21 protein-coding genes are annotated in these 23,910 nt (G+C 73.3%); 8 read left to right on the top strand and 13 right to left on the bottom strand.

The features are described from left to right. Positions 1–48: 48 nt before the first annotated feature. Genes AB0K12_RS12605 through AB0K12_RS12590 form a run of 4 tightly spaced genes read left to right on the top strand, consistent with a single transcriptional unit; the run spans position 49 to position 3,898 of the window. Positions 49–2,571 carry a nitrate- and nitrite sensing domain-containing protein gene (locus AB0K12_RS12605; RefSeq protein ID WP_364559106.1) on the top strand — a complete coding sequence of 841 codons (2,523 nt, stop codon included), beginning with the start codon at positions 49–51 and terminating at the stop codon, positions 2,569–2,571. Beyond that, positions 2,564–2,989 carry a roadblock/LC7 domain-containing protein gene (locus AB0K12_RS12600; RefSeq protein WP_345400254.1) on the top strand — a complete coding sequence of 142 codons (426 nt, stop codon included), beginning with the start codon at positions 2,564–2,566 and terminating at the stop codon, positions 2,987–2,989. Before AB0K12_RS12605 ends, AB0K12_RS12600 begins: the two co-directional genes overlap by 8 nt. Then, positions 2,986–3,336: a DUF742 domain-containing protein gene (locus AB0K12_RS12595; RefSeq protein ID WP_364559102.1), complete on the top strand. Its 351-nt coding sequence runs from the start codon at positions 2,986–2,988 to the stop codon at positions 3,334–3,336. The genes AB0K12_RS12600 and AB0K12_RS12595 overlap by 4 nt, the downstream gene beginning before the upstream one ends. After that, positions 3,317–3,898, top strand: a complete 582-nt coding sequence (locus tag AB0K12_RS12590) for an ATP/GTP-binding protein (protein WP_364559099.1) — start codon at positions 3,317–3,319, stop codon at positions 3,896–3,898. Before AB0K12_RS12595 ends, AB0K12_RS12590 begins: the two co-directional genes overlap by 20 nt. A gap of 18 nt (positions 3,899–3,916) precedes the next feature. On the opposite strand, the gene AB0K12_RS12585 is transcribed toward AB0K12_RS12590, so the two are convergent. Continuing rightward, a complete protein-coding gene (locus AB0K12_RS12585; protein ID WP_364559096.1) occupies positions 3,917–4,846 on the bottom strand; it encodes a LysR family transcriptional regulator in 930 nt (309 codons plus the stop codon). Between the two features lie 113 nt (positions 4,847–4,959). Here AB0K12_RS12585 and AB0K12_RS12580 point away from each other — a divergent pair, with 113 nt between their 5' ends. Beyond that, positions 4,960–5,802 carry an SDR family NAD(P)-dependent oxidoreductase gene (locus AB0K12_RS12580; protein WP_364559093.1) on the top strand — a complete coding sequence of 281 codons (843 nt, stop codon included), beginning with the start codon at positions 4,960–4,962 and terminating at the stop codon, positions 5,800–5,802. 18 nt (positions 5,803–5,820) lie between these two features. Here AB0K12_RS12580 and AB0K12_RS12575 read toward each other — a convergent pair whose 3' ends face one another. From AB0K12_RS12575 to AB0K12_RS12560, 4 genes are all read right to left on the bottom strand, one after another. Continuing rightward, the gene (locus AB0K12_RS12575) at positions 5,821–6,294 is read right to left on the bottom strand and encodes a proteasome activator (RefSeq protein WP_364559090.1); all 474 of its coding nucleotides are present in this window, start codon (positions 6,292–6,294) and stop codon (positions 5,821–5,823) included. 318 nt (positions 6,295–6,612) lie between these two features. Next, positions 6,613–8,310, bottom strand: coding sequence for an ABC-F family ATP-binding cassette domain-containing protein (locus tag AB0K12_RS12570; RefSeq protein ID WP_364559087.1), 1,698 nt, complete (start codon positions 8,308–8,310; stop codon positions 6,613–6,615). Positions 8,311–8,445: 135 nt separating this feature from the next. Beyond that, the gene (locus tag AB0K12_RS12565; protein ID WP_364559084.1) at positions 8,446–9,282 is read right to left on the bottom strand and encodes a hypothetical protein; all 837 of its coding nucleotides are present in this window, start codon (positions 9,280–9,282) and stop codon (positions 8,446–8,448) included. Positions 9,283–9,414: 132 nt separating this feature from the next. Further along, positions 9,415–9,969 carry a hypothetical protein gene (locus AB0K12_RS12560; protein ID WP_364559082.1) on the bottom strand — a complete coding sequence of 185 codons (555 nt, stop codon included), beginning with the start codon at positions 9,967–9,969 and terminating at the stop codon, positions 9,415–9,417. Between the two features lie 124 nt (positions 9,970–10,093). On the opposite strand from AB0K12_RS12560, the gene AB0K12_RS12555 reads away from it, so the two are divergent. Then, entirely contained in the window at positions 10,094–11,233 is a 1,140-nt protein-coding gene (locus AB0K12_RS12555) for an acyltransferase (RefSeq protein WP_364559079.1), read from the top strand. Here the strand turns inward: AB0K12_RS12555 and AB0K12_RS12550 are convergent. Beyond that, positions 11,224–13,941 (bottom strand): glycoside hydrolase family 78 protein, encoded by a 2,718-nt coding sequence (locus AB0K12_RS12550; RefSeq protein WP_364559075.1) that lies wholly within the window; start codon positions 13,939–13,941, stop codon positions 11,224–11,226. The two genes, AB0K12_RS12555 and AB0K12_RS12550, sit on opposite strands and share 10 nt — an antisense overlap. A 209-nt stretch (positions 13,942–14,150) precedes the next feature. On the opposite strand from AB0K12_RS12550, the gene AB0K12_RS12545 reads away from it, so the two are divergent. Then, positions 14,151–15,227: a LacI family DNA-binding transcriptional regulator gene (locus tag AB0K12_RS12545; RefSeq protein WP_364559072.1), complete on the top strand. Its 1,077-nt coding sequence runs from the start codon at positions 14,151–14,153 to the stop codon at positions 15,225–15,227. Here AB0K12_RS12545 and AB0K12_RS12540 read toward each other — a convergent pair. From AB0K12_RS12540 to AB0K12_RS12530, 3 genes are read right to left on the bottom strand one after another with little or no spacing between them, the layout of a single operon-like run. After that, entirely contained in the window at positions 15,210–15,866 is a 657-nt protein-coding gene (locus tag AB0K12_RS12540) for a TetR/AcrR family transcriptional regulator (RefSeq protein WP_364559069.1), read from the bottom strand. The two genes, AB0K12_RS12545 and AB0K12_RS12540, sit on opposite strands and share 18 nt — an antisense overlap. Next, a complete protein-coding gene (locus AB0K12_RS12535) occupies positions 15,863–17,743 on the bottom strand; it encodes a TIM barrel protein (RefSeq protein WP_364559065.1) in 1,881 nt (626 codons plus the stop codon). The genes AB0K12_RS12540 and AB0K12_RS12535 overlap by 4 nt, the downstream gene beginning before the upstream one ends. Positions 17,744–17,766: 23 nt before the next feature. Next, a complete protein-coding gene (locus tag AB0K12_RS12530) occupies positions 17,767–18,690 on the bottom strand; it encodes a shikimate dehydrogenase (protein WP_364559062.1) in 924 nt (307 codons plus the stop codon). Positions 18,691–18,899: 209 nt separating this feature from the next. Here AB0K12_RS12530 and AB0K12_RS12525 point away from each other — a divergent pair, with 209 nt between their 5' ends. After that, on the top strand, positions 18,900–20,270 hold the full coding sequence (locus tag AB0K12_RS12525; protein ID WP_364559059.1) for an MFS transporter: 1,371 nt from the start codon (positions 18,900–18,902) through the stop codon (positions 20,268–20,270). Between the two features lie 32 nt (positions 20,271–20,302). Here the strand turns inward: AB0K12_RS12525 and pcaC are convergent, their stop codons facing one another. Genes pcaC through pcaH form a run of 4 tightly spaced genes read right to left on the bottom strand, consistent with a single transcriptional unit; the run spans position 20,303 to position 23,901 of the window. After that, positions 20,303–21,394, bottom strand: a complete 1,092-nt coding sequence (pcaC, locus tag AB0K12_RS12520; RefSeq protein WP_364559056.1) for a 4-carboxymuconolactone decarboxylase — start codon at positions 21,392–21,394, stop codon at positions 20,303–20,305. Beyond that, complete coding sequence (pcaB, locus tag AB0K12_RS12515; RefSeq protein ID WP_364559053.1) at positions 21,394–22,644, bottom strand: 3-carboxy-cis,cis-muconate cycloisomerase; 1,251 nt, start codon at positions 22,642–22,644, stop codon at positions 21,394–21,396. The genes pcaC and pcaB overlap by 1 nt, the downstream gene beginning before the upstream one ends. Further along, complete coding sequence (pcaG, locus tag AB0K12_RS12510; RefSeq protein WP_364559051.1) at positions 22,631–23,155, bottom strand: protocatechuate 3,4-dioxygenase subunit alpha; 525 nt, start codon at positions 23,153–23,155, stop codon at positions 22,631–22,633. The genes pcaB and pcaG overlap by 14 nt, the downstream gene beginning before the upstream one ends. Continuing rightward, entirely contained in the window at positions 23,152–23,901 is a 750-nt protein-coding gene (gene pcaH, locus AB0K12_RS12505) for a protocatechuate 3,4-dioxygenase subunit beta (protein WP_364559048.1), read from the bottom strand. The genes pcaG and pcaH overlap by 4 nt, the downstream gene beginning before the upstream one ends. Between the last annotated feature and the right edge of the window lie 9 nt (positions 23,902–23,910).

Here is a 23,910-nt window from a genome sequence, read left to right as displayed (position 1 = left end):
CGTCCACGACTGCCCGGCAGCGCACACTCGCGCGGAATTGGATGAAGGATGAGCTCGCCCCCGCCGATCCGTACCAAGCTGCTCAGGATCCTCCTGCTTCCGCTGGTCTCCATGGTGGCGTTATGGGGATTCATCGCTTATTCCAGTGTGGATGAGATCGCCGAGGTCTCGCAGACGCAGGACCGCTGGGAGGCCATCGGCTCGCCGCTGCTCCAGCTGATCGTCGAGCTGCAGCGCGAACGCCAGCTCTCCGCCGAGGCGCCCGGCAGCACGGCCGCGTACAAGCCGCTGGCCGAGCAGCGGCAGCAGACCGACGTCCAGGTCGGCAAGGTCCGCGAGATCGTCAGGACCATCATCGAGGGCGACAGCGACGCGACGCCGGCCCAGGTCGAAGCGATGGTGCAGGCCCTCGACGGGCTCCAGTCGCTGCGGGCCTCCGCCGACGGCGGCGTGCTGGCCCCGACGCTGACCATCATCGAGGCGTACAACAACCTCATCGCGGTGGTGAACCGGCAGTTCACCGACCGCGACGCGCTCAGCGACGTCTCCTCCTACCGCGCGGTGCGCGGCATGGCCGCCTTCAGCGCCACCGCCGAATACCTGTGGCGCGAGCACGCGGTGCTGACCAGCACGATCGTGCAGCGCAGGATGACCCCCACCGACCGCGCCGCGTTCGTGGCCGCCATGTCCAGCCGCCGGCTCCTCTTCGCCAACGCCGAGCGCGACGCCGGGCCCGAGCTGCGGGCCGCCTACGACCGGCTGGTGGCGAGCGAGCCCTACAAGCGCGTGGTGGCGGTCGAGGACGAGCTGTTCACGTTCGACACGGGCGGCGCGCCGCCGGTCACCGCCCGGGAGTGGAAGGGCGACGCCGAGGTCGTGCTGGGCCAGATCAACCAGGCCACCCAGGCCGAGCTGACGCGCGCCGCCGCCGAGGGCCAGAGCCAGAAGGTCGGCGCGTACTGGCGGATCGGGCTGGTCCTGCTGCTCGGGCTCGCGGCGGTGCTGGTGTCGCTGGCGCTGTCGTACCGGTTCGGCCGCTCGCTGGTCGACGAGCTGCTCCGGCTGCAACGGTCGGCCGTCGAGCTGGCCGAGCAGCGGCTGCCCCGCCTCGTCGAGCGGCTGCGCCGCGGCGACGACGTGGACCCCGCCACCGAAGCCCCGGCCCTCGACCCGGCCGAGACCGCCGAGGTGGACCGCGTGGTGCACGCCTTCGCCGCCGTTCGCCGCACCGCCGTCGAGGCCGCCGTCGGGCAGGCGGCGCTGCGCAAGGGCGTCAGCCAAGTCTTCCTCAACCTGGCCCGGCGCAACCAGGCGCTGCTGCACCGCCAGCTCGCGCTCCTCGACACGATGGAGCGCAGGGTGGAGGAGCCCGAGGTCCTGGAGGACCTGTTCAAGCTCGACCACCTCACCACCCGCATGCGGCGGCACGCCGAGAACCTCATCATCCTGTCCGACTCCTCCCCCGCCCGCCGCTGGCGCGACCCGGTGCCGCTGTTCGACGTCGTACGCGCCGCCGTCCTGGAGGTCGAGGACTACACGCGGGTCACGGTCGCGCCCATGCCGGACGCGCCGCTCCTCGTCGGCGCCGCCGTCACCGACGTCATCCACCTGGTGGCCGAGCTGATCGAGAACGCCACCGTCTACTCGCCGCCCAACACCACCGTGCAGGTGCGCGGGGTGACGGCGGCCAACGGGGTGGCGCTGGAGGTCGAGGACCGGGGGCTCGGCCTGAACGACGCCACGCTCGCCGAGCTGAACGCCCGGCTGTCGGACAGGCCGGAGTTCGACCTGGCCGACACCGACCGGCTGGGCCTGTTCGTGGTCGCCAGGCTCGCGACCCGGCACGGTATCAAGATCATGCTGCGGCGGTCGCCGTACGACGGGACCACCGCGATCGTCCTCCTGCCCGCCTCGCTGCTGGCCGAGGCCGAACGCCCCGCGCTCACCGCCGGCGGCCAGCCCGCCCTCGGCACGTCGGCGTCGTCAGCCTCGTCGTCCTCGTCGGCCTCGTCGGCCTCGTGGGGGCAGGGGACGAGCACCGCTCCCGAGCGCGGCACGTGGTTCGACGCGCCCGACCGTACGGGCGACCACGACCCGGTCTGGACGCCCGACCCGGCCTGGCTGTCCGGCGGCACCGCGCAGGACCCCACGCCCGCCTCCTCACCGGCCTCCTCACCGGCCTTCTCGCCGGCGCCCATGACCGGCTCGGTGCTCGGGCCCGGCACCGACGACGTGGAGCTGCCGATGCGGCGGCCCACCGGCGGCGCCAAGCCCACGCCGGTGCCCGGCTCCGCCAAGCCCGACGGCCGGCCGGAGGCGTGGAGCGTCACGGTGCCCGCCCAGGACGCCGACGAGGATCTCGACGGGCTGCCCATGCGGATCCCGCAGGCCAGCCTGGCTCCCCAGCTCCGCGACTCGGGACGCGTGCACCGTCGCGTCGTCGCCGAGCGCACGCCGGAGGAGCTCGCACAGCTCATGTCGTCCATGCAACGCGGCTGGCAGCAGGGCCGCCGGCAGACGGGGCACGAGCACGACATGTGGAACCGAAAGGACGACCAATCCGATGCCTGACTCCAGAAGCGAACTGAGCTGGCTGCTCGACGACCTCATCCAGCGCGTGCCCGGCATCCGGCACGCCATCGTGCTGTCCGCCGACGGGCTGTCCATGGGCAGCTCCAGAGGCTTGACCAGGGAGGACGCGGAGCACCTGTCCGCCATCTCGGCCGGCAGCCACAGCCTCGCCATGGGAGCGGGACGGCACTTCGGGCTCGGCGGCGTGCGGCAGACCATCATCGAGATGGAGGAGGGCTTCCTGTTCGTCACCGCCGCGGGGCAGGGCGCCCGGCTGGCCGTGCTCGCCACGGCGGACGCCGAGCTCGGCATGGTCACGTACGAGATGGCCCTGATGGTCAAGAGGGTCGGCGAGCACCTCTCCGCGCAACCGAGGGGAGCTGCACCGGCACCGGCCTGGAACGGTACGAGACAGTGAGCGGGGACGATCCAGGACCGCTGATCCGGCTCTTCGGGCTGACCGGGGGCCGGGCGCGGCCCCAGGGCGAGACGTTCGACCTGGTGGCGATCGTCACCACGATCGGCGACATCCCGGAACCCGCGGACCTCATCCCCGAGCACCGCGCCGTGCTGACGCTGTGCCGCAGGCCCACCCCCGTGGCCGACGTCGCGGCGCACCTGCGGCTGCCGCTCAACATCACCCGGGTCATCCTGGGCGATCTGCGCCGCGACGGCCTCCTCGCCATCGACCGCCCACGCCCCGTCGCGCAGACGATCGACGAACGCATCTACAGGGAAGTGCTCCATGGGCTACGCAGTCTCTGAGGCGGGGACGGCGCCGGCCGTCCCCGCACTGGCCATCAAGATCCTCATCGCGGGTGGTTTCGGCGTCGGCAAGACGACCATGGTGGGCACGATCAGCGAGATCCGGCCGCTGCACACCGAGGAGCTGCTGAGCGACCGCGGCATCGGGGTGGACGACACCTCGGGCGTCGAGTCCAAGATCACGACCACGGTGGCGCTCGACTTCGGCCGGATCACGATCCGCGACGGGCTGTGGCTGTATCTGTTCGGCACGCCGGGGCAGGACCGGTTCTGGTTCATGTGGGACGAGCTCGCGCTCGGCGCGCTCGGCGCCGTCGTGCTCGCCGACACCCGCCGGCTGCAGGACAGCTTCCCCGCCGTGGACTACTTCGAGCAGCGCGGCATCCCGTTCGTGGTGGGGGTCAACTGCTTCGACGGCGCCCGCCGGTACGAGCCGGGCAAGGTGCGGCGGGCGCTGGGGCTCAGCGAGCACATCCCGATCGTGCTGTGCGACGTGCGGCGGCGCGACTCGGTCAAGGAGGTGCTGACGACGCTGGTCACGTACGCGGTGAAGGGCATGTGACCGCACGGCGCGCGGCGTCTATGGTGTGGGCGCGGCGTCGCGCAGCGCCCCGGCGAGGCGGGCGGCGGGCTCGGGCAGCGGGCCCGGCAGCCTGGCCAGCAGGCAGCGGCGCTGTTCCTGGGGGCCGCCGCGGACCGGGAGCACCCGTACCCCGTCAGGGACGGCTTCCGCGAGCATCGCGGGCACCGTGGTCAGCCCGGCGCCCGCGGCCACCAGGCTGAGCTTGGCCAGCCAGTCGCGGGCCGAGTGCACGATCTCGGGACGCTCGTCCAGGCCGGGCCACGCGCCCATGCCGGTGCTGTCGCCCGCTCCCCCGGCCGCCGCGCTGCCTGGACCGGCGATCCAGCGCTGCCCGTGCAGGTCGGCGACGTCGATGTAGTCACCCCTGGCCAGCGGATGGGCGGCGGGGACGGCGACGCGCAGGCTCCGCTCGTACAGGACGCTCACCTCAAGGGCGGGGCTCTCGGCGTCAGGCGGACGGAACGGCGGCGCCGAGCCGAGCAGCGCGAGGTCGATCGCGCCCGCCCGCAGCGCGCGGACCAGCGACGGCGTGCTGCCCTCCCGGGTGTGCACGGTGATGGCGGGATGCCCGGCGCGCAGGGCCGCCAGCGCGCGGGGCACCAGGACGGCGCCCGCGCTGGCGAAGAAGCCGAGGCGTACGGTGCCGGGCTCGTCCGGCAGCCCGGCCAGCTCACGCGCGCCCGCGTCCACCTGGTCGACCACCACTGCGGCGTGCCGCAGCACGATCCGCCCCGCCGGGGTCAGCCGCACGCCGTCGTGGCGGCGCTCCAGCAGCTCGGCGCCCGCCGCGCGTTCGAGTGCGGCGATCTGGCGGGAGACGGCCGACTGCGTGTAGCCGAGCGCGGTGGCGGCGGCCGTGAGCGTGCCGCGCCCGGCCACCTCGCGGAAGACCCGCAGGGCGGTGAGCGACGCGTCGGTGAATGCCATGAGGTTTACGCATACCATACTTGACGAACTTGCGCTGGCGGCATGGCCCTCCGCCTCCCTAGGCTGGACGACCGGGAGCTCCCTCCATCCCTTTCCGATTGAGGAGCACTACAGTGAGCAACGCCAAAGTCGCCCTGGTCACGGGCGCGACCCAGGGCCTCGGCCTGGCCCTCGTCGAGGGCCTGGCCCGCCGTCTGGGCCCCGGCGACACGGTCTACCTGACCGGCCGCGACCCGGAACGCGTCGCGAAGGCCATCGCGCAACTGCCTGAGACCGCCGCCGAGGTACGCGGGCAGCTTTACGACGTCGCCGACCCCGGCGCCGCCACCCGCCTGGCCGATCTGCTGCGGGACCGGCACGGCGGCGTGGACATCGTCTTCGGCAACGCCGTCATGCGCGTCGGCCCCGGCGACGACCCGGCCGCCGTGATCGACGAATACACCGAGGTCAGCAACTTCGGCACCACCCGCCTGCTGCGCGCCTTCCTCTCGCTGCTGCGCGACGGCGGCCGGCTGCTCGTGGTCGCCAGCTCACTGGGCACCCTGCACCAGCTGGCCCCGGTGCTGCACGACCGCTTCGACGGGCTGTCGTCGCTGGACGAGGTGGACGAACAGGTCGCGTCCTGGCGGGACGCGATCAAGGACGGCAGCGCCAAGGCGGGCGCCTGGCCGATGTTCGTCAACATCCCCTCGAAGATCGCCCAGGTGGCCGCCGTACGAGTCCTGGCCGGGCAGCGCAGGCCGGAGGACACCCGCCGGGGCATCCTCCTGGCCGCGGTGTGTCCCGGCATGATGAACACCCCCACCTCAGCCCTGTGGTGGGACGTCACCACTGCCGCCCTCCCCGCCGAGGCCGCCGTCCCGCTGCTGGACCTGGCGACGGGCCCGGTGAATCCCGGCCACTACGGCCGGCTGATCCGCCACGGCCGAGCTCTGCCCTGGTCACCAGCCGCCTGAGCCCCCGGTGCCCGAGCTCTAGAGGTAAGGGCCGGTGCCGGGGGCGGTGGGCGGGCGGCCTGGGGCGGGAGGAGGGCCGGGGAACTCGGGGTGGGCGGCCTGCTGGAGCGACAGACCCACCCTGATGCCCTGGAACACCCCTTCCAGCCAGCCCACGAGCTGGCTCTGCGCGATGCGGATCTCGCCCTGGGTCAGGGTGCCGGACGAGGTGGGCAGCAGCCGTTCCAGCTCCTCCCGCAACTCGGGCGCCACCGAGTCGCCGATCTCCGCGACGACCCGCGCGTGGATGTGTCCCAGCTGCTCGCGGGCGTGCTCGTCCAGCGGCAGCCCGCGGGCCTCGTCGAGCAGTGACCGGGCCATCGTGCTGACGCGCAACAGCCGCGCCGGCTCCTTGACGCGCCCGATCTCGGCCTCCACCGCCGACTCCGCCTGCTCCGCCGCATGGGGCGGGACGGGAGCTACCGGCCGGTGGGGATCGGGTGTAGAGGTCATGTCGCCGTCCTGTCATCGCAGGTCGCCCCACGCGGGGGCGCGGTCTCCACTGACCCCTGCCCAGGCACACGCCCCTCACGCCAGAGACCTCCGAGACAGAAGTGACACCCCCACCAGCCCCGCGCACCCCTCTCGAACGCGGAGGAAGCCGAACGCGGGGGTGGGAGCCGAAGGCGAGGGAAGCCCAACGCAGGGGAAACCGAACGCAGGGGAAACCTTACGCAGGGGAAACCGAACACCAGAGAAACCGAACGGGGTGCCTCTCCCCCGGCCGCCGATCCCGGGGAAGGGCCGTGCGGGCTCTTCCCCGGAGCGGGGTCAGGCGAGGGCGATGAGCTCGGCGTAGTCGTCGTTCCAGAGGTCCTCGACGCCGTCGGGGAGCAGCAGGACGCGGTCCGGGGCCAGGGCCTCGACGGCTTCCTCGTCGTGGGTGACCATCACGACCGCGCCCTCGTACGCCGCCACCGCCGCCAGCACCTCGGCCTTCGAGGCCGGGTCGAGGTTGTTGGTGGGCTCGTCGAGCAGCAGCACGTTGGCCTGCGAGCTGACCAGCCCGGCCAGGGCGAGCCGGGTCTTCTCGCCACCCGACAGCACCCCGACGGGTTTGTCCACGTCATCCCCGCCGAACAGGAACGACCCCAGGACGGTCCTGGCCTCGCCGTCCGTGAGGTGGGGCGCGGCGGTGGCGAGGTGGCGGGCGACGGTGTGGGCGGGGTCGAGGGTGTCGTGTTCCTGGGCGAAGTAGCCGAGCCGCAGCCCGTGGCCGTGCACCACCCGTCCTGAGTCGGGCCGCTCGTGCCCGGCGAGGATCCTGAGCAAGGTGGTCTTGCCGGCGCCGTTCAGGCCGAGCACGACGAGGCGGCTGCCCCGGTCGATGGCCAGGTCCACGCCGGTCAGCACGGGCAGGCCGCCATACGCCTTGGTCAGGCTGATCGCGCCGAGCGGCGTGCGGCCGCTGGGTGCGGGCTCCGGGAGCCGGATCCTGGCGACCTTGGCGGCGCGCCGTACGGGGCGGGTCTCGGCGAGCATGCGGTCGGCGCGGCGGGCCATGTCACGGGCGCGTACGGCGGTGGACGAGCGGGAGCGCATCCGGTCGGCCTGGGCGTGCAGGGCGGCGGCCTTGCGCTCGGCGGCGGCGCGCAGCCTGGCCCTGCGCCGTTCGTCGGCGTCCCGTTCGGCGAGGTACGTCTCCCAGCCGCTGTTACGGATCTCCAGCGCGCCCGCCTCCAGGTGCCAGACCCGGTTGACCACGTCGGCCAGCAGCCCGGTGTCGTGGCTGATGACGACGAGCCCGCCCGGGTAGCCGAGCAGGAACGTCCGCAGCCACGCGATCGAGTCGCGGTCGAGGTGGTTGGTGGGCTCGTCGAGCAGCAGCACGCCGGGCTCGGCGAACAGCACCCTGGCCAGCTCGACGCGCCGCCGCTGCCCACCGGACAGCGTGCCGAGCGGCTGGTCCAGCGCCCGATCGGGCAGCCCGAGCCCGGCGGCGACCCGAGCCGCCTCCGCCTCGGCGGGATAACCGCCGCGCGCCTGGAACTCGGCCTCGGCCCTGACGTAACGCGCCATCGCCCGCTCCGCGGCCATCGCCCCGGAGGCGGCGCGCTCGGAAGCGACACGCCCAGAGGCGGCGGGGTCGGGGGTGGCGGGGCCAGAGGAGGCGGGGTCGAGAGCGGCGGGGTCGGGGGTGGCCGACGCGGTTTCCGCGAGGGCCGTCTCGGCGGCGCGTAGGTCGCGGACCGCCGCGTCCAGGCCACGGGCGGACAGGATGCGGTCGAGGACCGTCGTCGCGGGGTCGGCCGCCGCGGGGTCCTGGGGCAGGTAGCCGACAGGGCCCGTACGGACGATGTCGCCGGACGCGGGCTGGAGGCGGCCGGCGAGGGTCGTCATCAGCGTGGTCTTGCCGGCGCCGTTACGGCCGACGAGGCCGATGCGGTCGCCGGGGCCGACGTGCCCGGTCACACCGGACATGAGCAGGGAGGCGCCGGCGCGCACGGCGACGCCACGGAAGGTGAGCATGGGATGACGCTCCGGAATGGCTAGTGGACACAAGGGTGCGTGGAAGCAGGTGTCCTAGCTAAGAAGTCCGGGGCGTAGACATGCGGCCAGAATACGGGCGGGCCACGAGGGCCCGCCACGGGTTTTTTCGGCGGGTCAGTTCCAGATGCCCGGCACCTGGGCCGGGGTCTCGTCCTTGACCTCGGTGCGGTCGATCACGTCGCCCTCCAGCGGGAGGAGGACCGTGGCCTCGCGGCCCCAGTCGGTGTAGCGGGTGTCGGACTCGACCTGGACGGTGCTCTTGTCGATGGGCAGCACGGCCTTGGCGGCGATGCGCCGCACGAGGCCCTTGTCGCCGAACCAGATGGTGTAGCCGATCTTCCCGTCACGCTTGGCGGTGAAGCGGGTGCCGTAGAAGGCGGCGAACGGCTTGGAGGACTTGGCGAGCGTGCTGGCCTTGACGCTGCCCTTGAGAATGCCGTCCTTCCACGAGGTACGGCCGGCGACGAGCGTCTTGAGCGTGGCCGGGTCGAGCGCCTCGACGACCAGGTTGCTGGGCGGCTGGACGACCTTGGGGTAACGCACCCAGCTCGTGCCCGGCGGCAGCGCCTGGTCGACGACGGGGCCGGAGACGTAGCTGACGCCGCCGGAGGAGAGCATGCGGACGGGCCCTTCCTGGAGGGCCTCGGTCTCGGCGGGGGCGGTCTTCTGCATGGTGCGCAGCAGTGCCGCGCTGTACTGCAGGGTGTGGGCCACGTCGGAGGCGACGGGCCCGCGCGGGCCGAAGCCGACCGTGCCGTCGAGGGCGGAGGTGGCCACCTGCCCGGCCTTGAAGGTCACCTTGGCGGTGGCCCGCAGGTTGACCGCCTTGCCCTGCCCTAACTGGGCCTGCAGTGCCTTGACCGGGTCGGTGGTGGGGGCGGCGTACGCGGGCATGGCGACGAACTGCGCCAGGCCCGCGACGGCGACCGCACCGATGAGGGTTCGCTTCATGAGGGTTTCCTTGGGAACGGTCCTGAAAGACGCGAACAATCTGGTGCATCTAAGATCGCGTCGTCAAGCCGGACCCATGGATGCGGCATGGGAGTCGCGGGCGGAGATCACCGGGCTCCGCTGCGTGATCGTTCAGGCGGGGAAGTCCTTCGGGTTGACGTAGGTGGTCCTGGCGTTGCCGCCCTTGACCGGGTTGAGGGTGAGCGTCCAGGCGGTCGCGGTCCTGGAGGTCGTGGTGAAGCGCAGCTTGCTGGTGAAGCGCTGGTAGCTGGCCGCGCGGGTGAACCTGCCCTTGGAGACGCTGAAGCGGGTGCCGGTGGTGAAGTAGATGCGGTAGGTGCCGTCCCTGACGTCTCTGATGGTCGCGGTGGATTTGGCGCGTACGTAGATGCTGATCGCCTTCTTCTTGCCCTTGACCAGGGCGACGACGCCGTCACGTGACGTGCCGTTCTTGATCTTGAGCCGGCCGAGCCCGCCGCTGATGCGGTCGTAGAGTATGCGGCCGTTGCGCGGGCGCACAGCGGCCTGCTGGGCGGTCAGCTGGGCGGTCAGCGTCACGGTGGTGACGGCGGGCGCGCTCGCCACGGGGGCGGCGCTCGCGGGCGGGGTGGCCAGCAGGCCGCCGGCGAGGGCGACGGCGGCGACGGCACTGGTACGAAGAGCTGCTCGGCCGGAGGGGCTTCTCACGATCACCATCTCCTTCGTGACGCGGGTCACGGCAAAGATAAGAGATCGAACGCGTGCGCGAAACCGGATATTCACGACGGGACTCGCAGCGGCTTTTCGTGACCCATGGCCTAGACTGCGGCAGATGTTCCTGGCCCCCGCCCGGCTGGCCTGGCTGGACGCCCTGCGGGGGCCGGCAGCGCTGGCCGTCACCCTGCACCACGCCGGCTGGACGTTCATCCCCGCCGTCTGGGCGGAGGTGGACCGGCACATCGACATGGGCACGTGGGGCGTGTTCGTGTTCTTCCTGGTCAGCGGCTACATCATCCCGGCGTCGCTGGAGCGCAAGGGCGACCTGCGCGCGTTCTGGACCGGGCGGGCCTTCCGGCTGCTGCCGCTGCTGCTGCTCGCCTGCGCGCTGATGCTCGGGCTGGCGCTGGCCGGCGTGCTGCCGGTGCCGGACGGCCTGGGCGACCGGCCGGCGGCGCTGGTCGTGCTGGGGAACGTGACCATGCTCCAGGAACTCCTGAACCTGCCGGCCGTCGTCAACGTCACCTGGACGCTGTCGTACGAGATGGCCTTCTACCTGATGTGCGTGGCGCTGTTCGCGGTGGGACAGGAGCGGCGGTCGGCGGGGATCGCGGTGGCGCTGGCGGTGCCGGCCGTGCCGCTCGGGCTGCTGCTGCCGAGGCCGGTGATCGGCGGGCGGGCCGACCTCCTGGCGGCGGCGCTCGGGCTCGCGGTGGTCGCGGCCGTCGCGGTGACGGTGCTGGCCAGGGACCGGTTGAGGACGGCGGGCGCGGTCGCGGGCGGGTTGCTGGGGCTGGCGCTGGTGGTGCTGGGCAGCAGGGGCGGCACCTGGCAGGGCGTGATCATCCTGGCCACGATGTTCGCGGGGACCGCGGTGTACCGGGCCGAGCAGGGCACGATCTCCTGGCGGGCCGCGATCACGGCGGTGCTGGTGGTGCTGGGCTGCGGCCTGCCCGCCAAGGACGACCCGGCGTGGGTGTCGGCGATCGTGCTGGCGTTCTGCACGTTCTGGCTGGCGTACCGGCTGCGCACGCGGACGTTCCCCGCCTGGCTGGCGCGGCTCGGCGTGATCAGTTTCTCCGTCTACCTGCTGCACCCGATCCTGCTGTACGTGCTCCCCGGCCTGCCCAGCTACCTCCTCGTCCTGATCCCGCTGAGCATGCTGACCTACCACCTGGTCGAGGCGCCCGCCCAGCGGCTCGGCAAGCGGCTGGCGGGCCCGGCAGGGCCGGGCCCGCACCGCGCTCAGCCCTGAAGCGCACCGGTGAAGGTGTGCGTGCCCGCCCCCGCCTCGGCGGGCCCGCCCTCGATCGGCAGGTCGAGCTCCGCGGTGGCGCCAGGCGGCACGGTGACGGTGACGGTCAGCTCGCCGCCGGCCCTGGTCCAGGCGACGCGGGCGGTCCCGTACGGGGTGTCGAGCGCCGCCTGCGCCTCGGTCAGCCCGCCGCCGGGACGCGGCGCGACGCGCAGCCGCCGGTAGCCGGGGGCCGCGGGGGCGAGCCCGGCGACCGTGCGGTGCAGGAAGTCGGCCACCGCGCCCAGCGCGTAGTGGTTGAAGGAGGTCATCTCGCCCGGATTGACGCTGCCGTCGGGCAGCATGCTGTCCCAGCGTTCCCAGATCGTGGTGGCGCCCATGGTGACCGGATACAGCCATGACGGGCATGCGCGCTGGGTCAGCAGCTCGTACGCGGTGCCGTACGCGCCGACCGCCGCCAGCGCGTCGCAGACCAGCGGCGTGCCCACGAAGCCCGTGCCGATGCGGTGCCCGTCGGCCGCGACCAGCTCGGCCAGCCGCCGCCCGGCCCGCTCACGCTGCCCGGGCGTCTCCAGCAGGTCGAAGCAGATCGCGAGGGCGTGCGCGGTCTGGGTGTCGCAGGCCAGCCGCCCCGACGGCGTGACGAACTCGCGCCCGAACGCCGCCCGCACCTCCCCCGCCAGCCTCGCGTAGTGGGCCGCGTCGTCGTCGTGGCCGAGCAGCGCGGCGGTCTCGGCGACGAGGTGGGCCGTCCAGGCGTGGTAGGCGGTGGCGACCAGGGCAGAGTCCGTGCGTGCCTGGCCCGGTTTGTCGGGCGGCGCCGCCGGGTCGAGCCAGTCGCCCCACTGGAAGCCGGTGTCCCACAGGTGGCTCTCGCCCGCCCTCTCTGCGATGTGGTCCACCCACGCCCTCATGCTGGCGTACTGGGTGTGCAGCAGCCCGATGTCGCCGTAGCGCTGGTACAGCACCCAGGGCACGATGACGGCGGCGTCGCCCCACGCCGCGGCGGGCTCTGCGGGCATCAGCGGCACCCACGGCACGTAGTGCGGCACGGTGCCGAGCTTGGCCTGCTCGGCGGCGAGGTCGGCGAGCCAGGAGGCCAGCGGGCCCGCGCAGTCGTAGAGGAAGGCGGCGGTCGGCGCGAAGACCTGGAGGTCGCCGGTCCAGCCGAGGCGCTCGTCGCGCTGGGGGCAGTCGGTGGGGACGTCGACGAAGTTGCCGCGCAGGCTCCAGACGACGTTGTCGTGCAGGCGGTTGAGGTCGGGATCCGAGCACCGGAACGTGCCGGTCGGCCGCAGATCGGTGTGACACACGACCGCCTCGATCGCGGCCTCGACCCCGGCACCGTCGCCACCGCCGGCCTCGACCCCGGTCCCGGCGCCGGGCTCGGGCAGCGGGCCAGGCCAGCCGTCGATCTGGGCGTAGCGGAAGCCGTGCATGGTGAAGCGGGGCTCCCACTCCTCCGGGACGTCGTCGCCGCGCAGCGTGTACGTGTCGGTGGCGGCGGCGTGGCGCAGCGGGCGGAGGCTGAGCGCGCCGTCCTCCAGGACCTCGGCGTGGCGAAGGGTGATCGTCTGCCCGGCGGGGCCCTGGACGCGGATGCGCAGCCGGCCGGTGAGGTTCTGGCCGAAGTCGAGGATGGTCTCGCCGGACGGGCCTGTCAGCACCTGCCGCGGCCTCAGCGTCTCGACCCGGCGCACCGGTGGACCCGTCGGCGCGACGAGCCGGGCGGGGTCGTGGCCGAGCACGTCGGCGAGCGTCCAGGCGGCGGCGTCGAAGCCGGGCTCCGACCAGCCCTGGGGCAGCAGGCGGGCGTCGTACCGCTCGCCGTCGTACAGGCCGGCGGCGGTGATCGGGCCCGTGGCGCAGCGCCAGTGCTCGTCGGTGACGACCAGGTCGGTGCCGCCGTCCTCGTAGGTGACCTCCAGCTGGGCGATGAGCGCGGTGCGATCGCCGTAGATGGCGGTCTTGCCGCCGCCGAAGCCGATGCGGCCGCGGTACCAGCCGTCGGCCAGGGTGGCGCCGATCGCGTTGGGGCCCTCGCGCAGCAGGGCGGTGACGTCGTGGGTGCGGTAACGCAGCCGCCGGTCGTAGCTGCTCCAGCCGGGGGCGAGCACGTCGTCGCCGACGGTCCGGCCGTTCAGCTCGGCCTCGTACAGGCCGTGGGCGGTGACGTACAGGCGGGCACGCGCGACGGGGCCGCGCAGGGTGAAGTCGCGCCGCAGCAGCAGGGCGGGGCCGTCGGGCGGGCCGAGCAGGTCGCGGGGCGGCGCGGCGGCCCCCGCCTGCCAGTCGGCGGCCTCCAGCAGGCCGGTCTCGACCGCCGCCCAGTCGCTCCAGCCGCCGGAGGAGCCGTCGGCGCCGTGCACGCGGACGCGCGCCTCGCGCCGCTCGCGCGACCCCAGCGGCGCGCCCGGCCAGGGCACGAGCACCGACTCCCCCGACTCGACCCGCCAGGCCGCTGTGCCGGACGCGTCGCGGATCTCGATCTCGTACGCCGCCTGCGTCCAGCCGGGCGCGTCGGTGGTCGTGGTCCAGGACAGTCGTGGGCGGCTCTCGCCGATGCCGAGCGGGTCGCGGTGGTGCTCGAAGGCAGGTGGTGTGACGTGTAGCAAGGCGCTCCTTCTGGTCAGCCCTGGATGGCCCCGGCGGTCGTCGCCGGCCACGATCGTGCGGAAGAGGCGGTGGTTGTTGAAACGTTTTAACACCCTGACGCGAGCTAACGTAAACCGCCGTGCGCCGGTGCGTCAAGACGTCATTTGGGGAACGTTGTCCACGATTGTTCCCAGTTCCAGCACCAGATCGGAGGCTTGAACAGCACAGCCAGGGCATCGTTGCTCATCAGGCTGCCGGGGGTGCGCGCGGGCTCCTACACTCGTCACCGACGAGCGGCGACGCGGGCGGGAAGGCGGGACACATGGCCGGACACAGGGCGGGCCGCAGGGCGGAGCGCGAGCCCAGGCGCCGGGTGACGATCGCGGACGTCGCCCGCCACGCCCAGGTGTCCACCACCGCCGTCTCCAAGGTCCTGCGCAACGCCTACGGCGCCAGCCCCGCCATGCGCGACCGGGTCAAGGCCGCCATCGAGGAGCTGGGCTACCGGCCCCACGCGGCGGCGCGGGCCATGCGCGGGCGCACGTTCACGATCGGCGTGCTGATCCCCCACGTGCGCAACCCGTTCTTCGCCGACGTGCTCGACGGCGTCGGCGAGCAGCTCGGAGGCAGCGGCTACCAGGCGATCCTGGTGCAGGGCGGCAGCACCGACCTGGCCGCCGAGAGCCGGGCCATCGAGGCGCTCATCGACCGGCAGGTGGACGGCATTCTCATGATCGCGCCGATCACCCCGAAGTCGCGGCTGGAGGAGGTGGCCGGGGAGATGCCGCTCATCGTGCTCGGCCGCCACGAGCGCTCGTCGGCGTACGACGCGGTCTTCGACGACGACGACGCCGGCACCGAGCTGGTCGTGCGCCACCTCATCAAGCTGGGCCACCGCCGCATCGGCCACATCTCGCAGCGCAACGCGGGCCGCGGCAAGCCGGTCGCGCTGCCGCACCTGACCAGGGCGGAGACGTACCGCAGGGTGATGGCCGAGCACGGGCTGGCCGGCGAGATCGCGATCGCGACGACGAGCTGGACCGAGGAGGGCGGCTACGACGGCACGCGCGAGCTGCTGGCCCGCTCGCCCCGGCCGACCGCGATCTTCGCGGGCGCCGACCAGGCGGCGTTCGGCGCGCTGTCGGCGCTGCACGAGGCGGGGCTGTCGGTGCCCGGTGACGTGTCGGTGGCCGGTTACGACAACACCCGGCTGGCGGCGATGGCCAACATCTCGCTGACCAGCATCGACCAGGACGGCACGCTCATGGGCAGGACGGCGGCCCGGCTGCTGCTCGAACGCGTCGAGGGGCGCACGGCCGCGATGCGCTTCTCCGTCACTCCGGCCCTGGTGCCCCGGCTGTCCACCGGCCCCGCGCCCGGGTCAGGGGCGGGGGCCTGAGCCGCACAGGTAGCCGACCGTCATCTCGCCGACCATCCGCCGCAGCCGGTCGCGGTGCTCGGGCGCGGTCATGTCGCGCCCGAACAGCGCACCGAACGTGTGCTGGTTGGCCACCCTGAAGAAGCAGAACGCGCTGATCATCATGTGCACGTCGATGGCGTCGGCCTCGGTGACGAAGTCGCCCGAGGCCCGCCCCGCCTCCAGGATGCGGGTGATGAGGTCGAGCACCGGCGCGCCCAGGCCGGCCAGCGCCTCCGACTTGCGGATGTGCTCGGCCTGGTGGATGTTCTCGATCGCGACGAGCTTGATGAAGTCGCGGTGGGCGTCGTGGTGGTCGAACGTCAGCTCCGCCAGCGTGCGGATGGCCTCGACGGGCGCCAGGTGCTCGACGTCGACCGTGCGCTCGACCGCCCGCACCTCGGCGTACGCCTTCTCCAGGACGGCGATGTAGAGCCGTTCCTTGCTGCCGAAGTAGTAGTAGATCATGCGCTTGGTGGTGCGCATGCGGGCCGCGATCTCGTCGACCCTGGCCCCGGCGTAGCCGTAGCGGGCGAACTCGCGCTGGGCGACGTCGAGGATCTCCGCCCGCGTGCGGTCGGCGTCCCGCCGGCGCTCGGCGGTGGCGGGGGTCGAGGTCATTCGCTCATCATAGGCGGCTCTGTCCGGCTTCCGTGGTGCTGGGCGGCGAGGCGGATGGGGGCGTTGACCGCGCCGTACCCGGCGTAGCCGTCGATCCGCTGGACGATCTCGAAGAACACCCGGCCCACGGTGACCGTGTAGAGGTGCAGGAACGCGCCGCCGTGCGCGTCGCGGTCGTACAGGACGCCCAGCTCCCGCAACTCCGGCGGCACGTCGTGGCGAGCCTCCAGGTCGTCGTAGTAGTTGGCGGGTATCGGCAGCAGCAGCTCAGGGTGCTCGGCGCGCAGCCTGCCGGCCACCGCCAGCACGTCAGGGCCGGCCAGCGCCACGTGCTGGGGCGGGGGCTGGCCGGCGCCGACCTGGGCCAGGTTGAGCACCATGCGCACGCCGGGCCCCTGCGCGGTGGACCCCGGCGGGGTGGACCCCTGCGAGCTGGACCCCCGCGAGCTGGACCCCCGCGAGCTGGACCCCTGCGAGCTGGACATGGCGCGGCTGCGCACCAGCCCGTACGGGTCGGGCACCTCCAGGCTCTCCTGCGGCTGCAGCCCGAGCACGCCCCGGTAGAACAGCGCGGCCTCGTCGAAGTAGTGCGGCGGCTGGGCCAGCGCCACGTGGTCGATGTGGGTGATCCCCGTGATCCCCGTGCCGCCGGTCCCCTCGGGCGCGAAGTCGGCGAGCCAGGCGTCGTCGCAGAAGAAGATCTCCGTGCCGTCGGGCGCGGCGACCGCGTGCAGCGGCGCGTCCTGCGGGGCGCGCTCGCGCGGCAGTACGGGCGACAGCAGGGACTCGGCGTGCGCGACGGCCCGCCCGGGGTCCGGGCTGTCCAGCCCGATCGCCACCAGCCCAGGTTCCGCGCCGGCCGCATGGGCCCGCCCCGGCTCCGGGTGCTCGCCCGTGCCGGTGGCGTTGACCAGCAGGCGGGCTTCGCCCTGGGACCACAGCTCGACCGGCTTGCCGCTGTGCCTGCCCGTACGGGCGAAGCCGAGGGCAGGGAGTACGCCGTTCAGCGAGCCGGTGCCGGACAGCTCGGCGAAGGCGAACCCCGACGGCACGGACGGGTGCGCCACCCCTTGAACCTGCCTTTCGAGCGCGATGAGCGAACGCATGCCGTCGCGCGCGGTCCGCCCGGTGCCGGCCTGCCGGAAGTGGTCGTTGAACACCTCCAGCGACAGCGGCCCCGCGTACCCGGCGTTCAGCGCGTGCCTGACCAGCCCCGCGACGTCGAAGCCGCCCTGCCCTGGGAAGCAGCGGTGGTGGCGGCTCCACTGCAGCACGTCCATGGCGAGCAGCGGCGCGTCGGCGAGCTGCAGGAAGAAGATCTTCTCGCCGGGGATGGCCTCGATGCCGAGCGGGTCGGAGCCGCGCGACAGGATGTGGAAGCTGTCCAGGCAGGTGCCCAGGTTGGGGTGGTCGGCCTGGCGGACGATGTTCCAGGCGTGCAGGTACTCGTTGACGTGCCGGCCCCAGGCCAGCGCCTCGTACGCGACGCGGATGCCGTGCCCGGCGGCCCGCTCGGCGAGCAGCCGCAGGTGCTCGGCGGCCAGGCCGTCGTCGCCGATCGACTCGGGCGAGACGTTCGAGCAGACCAGCAGCAGGTCGGCGCCGAGCCGCCGCATCAGCCGGAACTTGTGCTCGGCCCGCTCCAGGTTGGCCCGCAGGCGGGCGCGCGGCACGCCTTCGAAGTCGCGGAACGGCTGGTAGAGGTCGATGGTGAGCCCCAGGTCCGCCGCTCTGGCGCGGATCTCCTCGGGCGGGAGCGGGCAGGCGAGCAGGTCGTTCTCGAAGATCTCCACCCCGTCGAACCCGGCCGCCGCCACCGCCGTCAGCTTCTCCGTCAGCGTGCCGCTCACCGACACGGTGGCGATCGACTTGCGCATGGCTTCTCCTCGTGCCGGGGCGGTCAGGTGAGTTCGGTCAGGTGGGCGAGCATGCGTTCGGCGTCCGGGGAGCGGCCGGTGAACAGGCGGAAGGCGTGCGCGGCCTGGAAGACGACCATGCCGCCGCCGTCGAGGGTGCGGCAGCCGAGCGCCCTGGCCCGCTTGAGCAGCTCGGTCTCCAGCGGCCGGTAGACGATGTCGGCCACCCACAGGCCGGGACGCAGCAGCTCGGCCGGCAGCGGCAGCCCCGGGTGGTGGGCCATGCCGGTGGGCGTGGCGTGCACCAGGCCGTCCGCTTCGGCGAGCAGCGCGGGCAGGTCGCCGGTGCCGCCCTGGCGGACGCGGCCGGAGCCGTGATGGACGGCGTGGCGGCCAGCGTGGCGGGCGGCATCGCGCGCGGCATCGCGGGCGGCATCGCGGGCGGCGTGGTGGACGGCGTGGCCGGCGGCGAGCCGGTCGACCAGCGCGGCGGCTCTGGCGGGGTCGGCGTCCACGATCGTCAGCACGTCCACGCCGAGGGTGAGCAGCGCGTACGCGACCGCCGCGCCGGCGCCGCCCGCCCCGAGCTGGACGACGTGGCGGGTGGCCGCGCCCGGCAGGCCCCGGGTGAACGACTCGGCGAAGCCCGTCCAGTCGGTGTTGTGCCCGACGGCGCGCTCGCCGTCGAAGACGACCGTGTTGACCGCGCCCAGCATGGCGGCGTCGGGTGACAGCTCGTCGAGGTGCGGGATGACGGCCTGCTTGCAGGGGTGGGTGATGTTGAGCCCGTCGTAGCCGAACCGGCGGGCCGTGCGCAGCAGCTCGCCGACGTCGTCGCCGAGGCGGTCGGTGTCGAGCAGCCGGTAGACGTAGCGCAGGCCATGGTGCGCGGCCTCGCGTTCGTGCAGCGGCGGGCTGAGCGAGGGACCGATGCCCGAGCCGATCAGCCCGGTCAGGTACGAGGTCATGCGGCGCTCCCCGATCAGCAACGTACGGACTAGTGAGTTCGTTATAACCCACCATCCGCGCCCGCGGGAAGCCGTCCTTGACATGTGACGCGCGCCACGTCAGCATTGCTCCCACATTAATTAACTATCTAGTTCGTAAAACACGGGTAACCGGCGCCGGGGGCCGCCACCACCACGCTCACCGAGGAGCCAGAGCCCGAGGAGCTCACGTGACCGACAACGCACCAGGCAACTCCCCAGGCAACTCGCCAGGCAGCCCCCTCGGCAGGGGCACGCCGCGCAAGGCCGCCGTCGCCGCCTGGATCGGCAGCGCGCTCGAGTACTACGACTTCTTCATCTACGGCAGCGCCGCCGCGCTGATCTTCGGCCGGGTGTTCTTCGACGACTCCGACCCGGCGACCGCCACCCTCCAGTCGCTGGCCAGCTTCGGCGTCGCCTACGCGGCCCGGCCGGTGGGCGCGTTCTTCCTGGGGCACGTCGGCGACCGGTTCGGCCGCAAGAAGATCATGGTGTTCACGCTCGTCCTCATGGGGCTGTCGACGTTCCTCATCGGCTGCCTGCCCACCCGCGACCAGATCGGCGGGGCCGCGCCCGTCCTGCTAGTGCTGCTGCGCATCATGCAGGGGCTGTCGGCGGCGGGCGAGCAGGCCAGCGCCAACTCCATGACCCTCGAACACTCCCCCGCCGACCGTCGCGGCTACTTCACCAGCTTCACCCTGAACGGCACCCAGTTCGGGCAGATCCTGGCCACGTTCGCGTTCATCCCGGTCGCCGCCCTGCCCGAGGAGCAGTTGCTGACCTGGGGCTGGCGGGTGCCGTTCTGGCTGAGCGTGGCGGTGGCGGTGGCCGGGTGGATCATCAGGCGGCGGCTTGAGGAGACGCCGGCGTTCGAGGAGGAGGTGGCCGCGGGCACCGTGCCGCGCATGCCGCTCGCCGTGCTCTTCCGCGACCACTGGAGCAGCGTGCTGCGGGTGGTGTGCGCGGCGCTCATCGCCACCGTCAGCACGATCTTCACGGTCTGGGCGCTCAACTACGCCACCAGCGACGAGATCGGGCTCGACAACGCCACCATGCTCTGGGTCGGCGTGGCCGCCAACGCCGTCGCGCTCGTCGCGATCCCGCTGTGGGCGCGGCTGTCGGACCGGATCGGGCGCAAGCCGGTGTTCCTCATCGGGGCCATCGGCAGCCCGATCATGATCTTCGCCTATCTGGCGGCCATCAACTCGGGGAGCTATCCGCTGGTGTTCCTCGTCGGGATCCTCACGCTCGGCGTCGTCTACAGCGCCTCGAACGGCATCTGGCCTGCTCTGTACGGCGAGATGTTCAGCACCCGCGTACGTCTGTCCGGCATGGCCATCGGCACCCAGATCGGCTTCGCCATCGCCGGGTTCGCCGTGGCCTCCGCCGCCGGGATCGTCTCCCCCGACGGCTGGCTCGGGCTGCAGGGGTGGACAGGGGTCGGGGTGTTCACCGCGATCCTGTGCGCGATCAGCGCGGTCGCGGTGGCTACGGCGCGGGAGACGTACCGGGTGCCGACGGAGGAGCTCGGCCAGACACCCGCCCCGGCACCGGCCCGCTGACCACCTGCTTGGGGGGGCGCGGGGCCGACGGCTCAGCCCTTCTCCTCCTCGTGCAGGACGCGTTGGGCGACGGCGAAGGCGGCGTTGGCGGCGGGGACGCCGCAGTAGACGGCGCTCTGCAGCAGCACCTCGCCGATCTCGTCAGGAGTCAGGCCGTTGCGCAGCGCGGCGCGTACGTGCATGGCCAGCTCGTCCAGGTGGCCCCCGGCGACGAGTGCGGTGAGCGTGACGCAGCTGCGCGTCCGCCGGTCGAGGCCGGGGCGGGTCCAGATCTCGCCCCAGGCGTAGCGGGTGATGAAGTCCTGGAAGTCCCTGGTGAAGTCGGTGGTGCGGGCGACGGCGCGGTCCACGTGCGCGTCGCCGAGCACCTCGCGGCGCACCCGCACGCCGGGGACGGACGGCAGGTGGTCGAGCAGTGCCTTGGTGACGCGCTCCGGCTGGTCGGCCGGGGCCAGGTGGGCGGCGCCGGGCAGCTCGACCAGGGTGGCGCCGGGGATGCCGTCCGCCAGCTCCCTGGCGTGCGCGGGCGGTGTCGCCGGGTCGTCGCGACCGGCCACCACCAGCGCCGGCACGGTGATCTGGGCCAGCTCGGCGCGCAGGTCGTAACCGGCCAGGGCCTCGCAGCAGGCGGCGTACGCGGCGGGGTCGGCGGCGGCGAGGTCGTCCAGCAGCGCCTGGTCGGGCGGGCCCGCGAACCAGCGGCCCGCCGCGCCCTCCAGCAGCGGGCCCGTGCCCTCCGCGCGCACCAGCGCGGCCCGCTCGTGCCAGCCCTCCGGGTCGCCGAACCTGGCGCTCGAGCACACCATCGCCAGCGACCTGACCCGGCCGGGGTGGCGGACGGCCAGCGTGGCGCCGATCGCGCCGCCGATCGAGACGCCCGCGTAGTGGAAGCTCTCCATGCCCGCCGCTTCCGTCGCCTCCAGCACCAGCGCGGCCAGCTCCTCGACCGTGCTCGCCGGGAGCGGCTTGGAGCCGCCGTGGCCCGGCAGGTCGAACCTGAGCACCCGGTACGTGCGGGCCAGCGTCCGCACCTGCGGCTCCCACAGGCGGGTGGAGGTTCCGAGCGAGGGGGCGAGGACGAGCGGCTCTCCCCGCTCGGGGCCGTCCAGACGGTGCTGCAACATCAATGGCGTGCCTTGTCTCGGTGTTCGTGGTGGGTGAGGGCTTGGTCGACGAGGGCGGGGGCCGGGGCCGGGGTGCCGTCGACGGAGAGGTTGGCGGCCATGCGGTCCGGGTGGACGCGCAGGTCGGCGACGAGTTCGGCGGCGTCCCTGGTGGCGCCGGCGACCAGGCGGAGGGCCTCGCGCAGCGGCTGCCACTCAGCGTGCCAGGCGCCTGAGGGGCGTTCGTCCTCGGCGGCGAGTGCGGCGTACAGGGTGGCGGCCAGCGGGGGCACCTGGCGGGCGGCGGCGGCGATCATCGTCGCCCGCACCGGGTTGTGCTTGTGCGTCATGGACGACGACCCGCCGCCGACGCCCTCGGTCACCTCGCCGATCTCGGTACGCGACAGCACCAGCACGTCGGCCGCCACCTTCCCGAGCGCCCCCGCCGTGAAAGCCAGCGCCCCGGCCAGGTCGGCCACCGGCGTCCGCAGCACGTGCCACGGCAACACCGGCACGGCCAGCCCCAGCTCGGCCGCGAACCGCGCCGGCAGTTCCAGCGCCACCGGCCGCGCGCCGGACTCCGGCGACCCGGCTTCCCGTCCCCCTCCTGGCCGGGCGGCGGGCTCCTGCTCGGGCTCCCGTCCCCCACGTGACTTCTGGGCGTCGGTGTGGAAGGCGGTGAGGGTGCCGGCGGCGCCGCCCAGCTGAGCGGGGAGGGCGTGGCGGGCCGCCGTGAGGCGTACAGAGGCGTCCGTGACCAGGGTCAGCCAGCCCGCCGCCTTGAGGCCGAACGTCGTCGGGACCGCCTGCTGGGTGAGGGTCCGTGCGGCCATCGGGGTGGCGCGGTGGTCGGCGGCCAGCGTGGCCAGGCGGTCGATCACGGTGTCCAGCTCGGCGAGCACGGGGCCCAGAGCGCGGTGGGCGACCAGCATCAGGGCGGTGTCGAGGATGTCCTGGCTGGTGGCGCCCCGGTGCACGTACGGGCCGTGCGGCCCGGCCGCCCGCCGCAGGTCGGCGACGAGCGGGATGACCGGGTTGCCCCCTGACCTGGCCCGTACGACCAGGCCCGGCAGGTCGAAGGCGTCGGCGCGGCAGGCGGCCGTGACCGCCTCGGCAGCCGCGGCGGGCGCGAGGCCGAGCGCCGCCTGCGCGCGGGTCAGCGCGGCCTCGGCGTCCAGCATCGCCTGGAGCACGGCGGCGTCCCCGGTGGTCTCGGCCGCGCCCCGCATCGGGGACAGCAGGCCGAGGTCAGCGGGATCAGCCGAAGTCAAGGAAGACCGTCTCCTTCTCGCCCTGCAGATGGACGTCGAACCGGTAGACCCCGTCCCGCTCCTGCTCGGCCAGCAGCGTGTGCCGCCGCTCCGCGGGCACGGAGTCGAGGAAGGGGTCCTGCCCGAGGTAGATGCGGGTGTAGAGGTGGTGCAGCAGGCCGCGGGCGAACACGCACACGCTGATGTACCCGTTCCCGGGCCGTACGGTACGCAGCGCCCAGTGGCCGTCGAGGTCGGTGGCGACGCGGCCGAAGCCGGTGAAGACGACGCCGTCCCTGCCGAGCACGGCCCCGGTGGTGGGGTCGCGGCGCAGCGTGCCGGGCGCGCCGCGCACCTGCCCGTCCTCGCCGGCCTGCCAGAACTCCAGCAGCGCGTCGGGCACCGGGTCGCCGGCGCCGTCGTAGACGTACCCGTGGACGGCGATGCCGCCGGTCGCGATGTCGCCGCCGCCGGGGAAGGGCAGCGCGTACCCGTAGAACGGGCCGACGGTCTGCGAGGGGGTGGGGTTCACCGGCCTTCCTCCATCCAGGTCGCGGCGGGGCCGTCGAGCACGATGTCCCATCGGTAGCCGAGCGAGAACTCCGGCTCGGACAGGTCGTGCACGTACTCGGCGACGAGCCGCTGCCGGGCGCTCGCGTCGGTGACGGACTGCAGGATCGGGTCGTACGGGAACAGCGGGTCGCCGGGGAAGTACATCTGGGTGACCAGCCGCTGCGTGAACGCGCTGCCGAACAGCGAGAAGTGGATGTGCGCCGGTCGCCACGCGTTGCGGTGGTTGCGCCACGGGTAGGCGCCGGGCTTGATCGTGGTGAACACGTAACCGCCGTCGTCGCCGGTCAGGCAGCGGCCCACGCCGGTGAAGTTGGGGTCGAGCGGCGCCGGGTGGTCGTCGCGCTGGTGCAGGTAGCGTCCCGACGCGTTGGCCTGCCAGATCTCGACGAGCTGGCCGCGTACGGGCCGTCCCGACCGGTCGAGCACCCGGCCCCGCACGGTGATCCGCTCGCCCAGCGGCTCGCCGAGGTGCTGCCTGGTGAGGTCGTTGTCCAGGGGTGTCACGTCGGTGGCTCCGAACACCGGCCCCGACAGCTCCACCGCCTCGGGGTCCTTGACGGCGATGAGCGGCTGCTTGGGGTGGCGCAGGAGGGTGCTGCGGTAGGGGGCGTAGTCGCGGGCGGGGTGACCGGTCGGGGTGGGGGTCTGCTCGCCGTACTCGGCGATCTCCCGGTCGATGTCGGCCTGCTGGAGGGGTTCGGACATACAGCTGCC

The sequence above is a fragment of the Nonomuraea sp. NPDC049419 genome (assembly GCF_040676995.1).
GTDB lineage: Bacteria > Actinomycetota > Actinomycetes > Streptosporangiales > Streptosporangiaceae > Nonomuraea > Nonomuraea salmonea.
The sequence above is the reverse complement of the archived record's forward strand: the minus strand, read 5'-3'. Positions and strand labels throughout refer to the sequence as shown.

Excerpts from the sequence above, each read along its gene's own strand:
- pcaH (WP_364559048.1), bottom strand. The coding sequence starts at position 23,901 with ATGTCCGAACCCCTCCAGCAGGCCGACATCGACCGGGAGATCGCCGAG.
- AB0K12_RS12545 (WP_364559072.1), top strand. The coding sequence starts at position 14,151 with ATGGCCGGACACAGGGCGGGCCGCAGGGCGGAGCGCGAGCCCAGGCGC.
- AB0K12_RS12570 (WP_364559087.1), bottom strand. The coding sequence starts at position 8,310 with ATGCTCACCTTCCGTGGCGTCGCCGTGCGCGCCGGCGCCTCCCTGCTC.
- AB0K12_RS12540 (WP_364559069.1), bottom strand. The coding sequence starts at position 15,866 with ATGACCTCGACCCCCGCCACCGCCGAGCGCCGGCGGGACGCCGACCGC.
- AB0K12_RS12590 (WP_364559099.1), top strand. The coding sequence starts at position 3,317 with ATGGGCTACGCAGTCTCTGAGGCGGGGACGGCGCCGGCCGTCCCCGCA.
- AB0K12_RS12530 (WP_364559062.1), bottom strand. The coding sequence starts at position 18,690 with ATGACCTCGTACCTGACCGGGCTGATCGGCTCGGGCATCGGTCCCTCG.
- AB0K12_RS12565 (WP_364559084.1), bottom strand. The coding sequence starts at position 9,282 with ATGAAGCGAACCCTCATCGGTGCGGTCGCCGTCGCGGGCCTGGCGCAG.
- AB0K12_RS12535 (WP_364559065.1), bottom strand. The coding sequence starts at position 17,743 with ATGCGCAAGTCGATCGCCACCGTGTCGGTGAGCGGCACGCTGACGGAG.
- pcaC (WP_364559056.1), bottom strand. The coding sequence starts at position 21,394 with ATGTTGCAGCACCGTCTGGACGGCCCCGAGCGGGGAGAGCCGCTCGTC.
- AB0K12_RS12605 (WP_364559106.1), top strand. The coding sequence starts at position 49 with ATGAGCTCGCCCCCGCCGATCCGTACCAAGCTGCTCAGGATCCTCCTG.
- AB0K12_RS12585 (WP_364559096.1), bottom strand. The coding sequence starts at position 4,846 with ATGGCATTCACCGACGCGTCGCTCACCGCCCTGCGGGTCTTCCGCGAG.
- AB0K12_RS12600 (WP_345400254.1), top strand. The coding sequence starts at position 2,564 with ATGCCTGACTCCAGAAGCGAACTGAGCTGGCTGCTCGACGACCTCATC.
- AB0K12_RS12575 (WP_364559090.1), bottom strand. The coding sequence starts at position 6,294 with ATGACCTCTACACCCGATCCCCACCGGCCGGTAGCTCCCGTCCCGCCC.
- AB0K12_RS12555 (WP_364559079.1), top strand. The coding sequence starts at position 10,094 with ATGTTCCTGGCCCCCGCCCGGCTGGCCTGGCTGGACGCCCTGCGGGGG.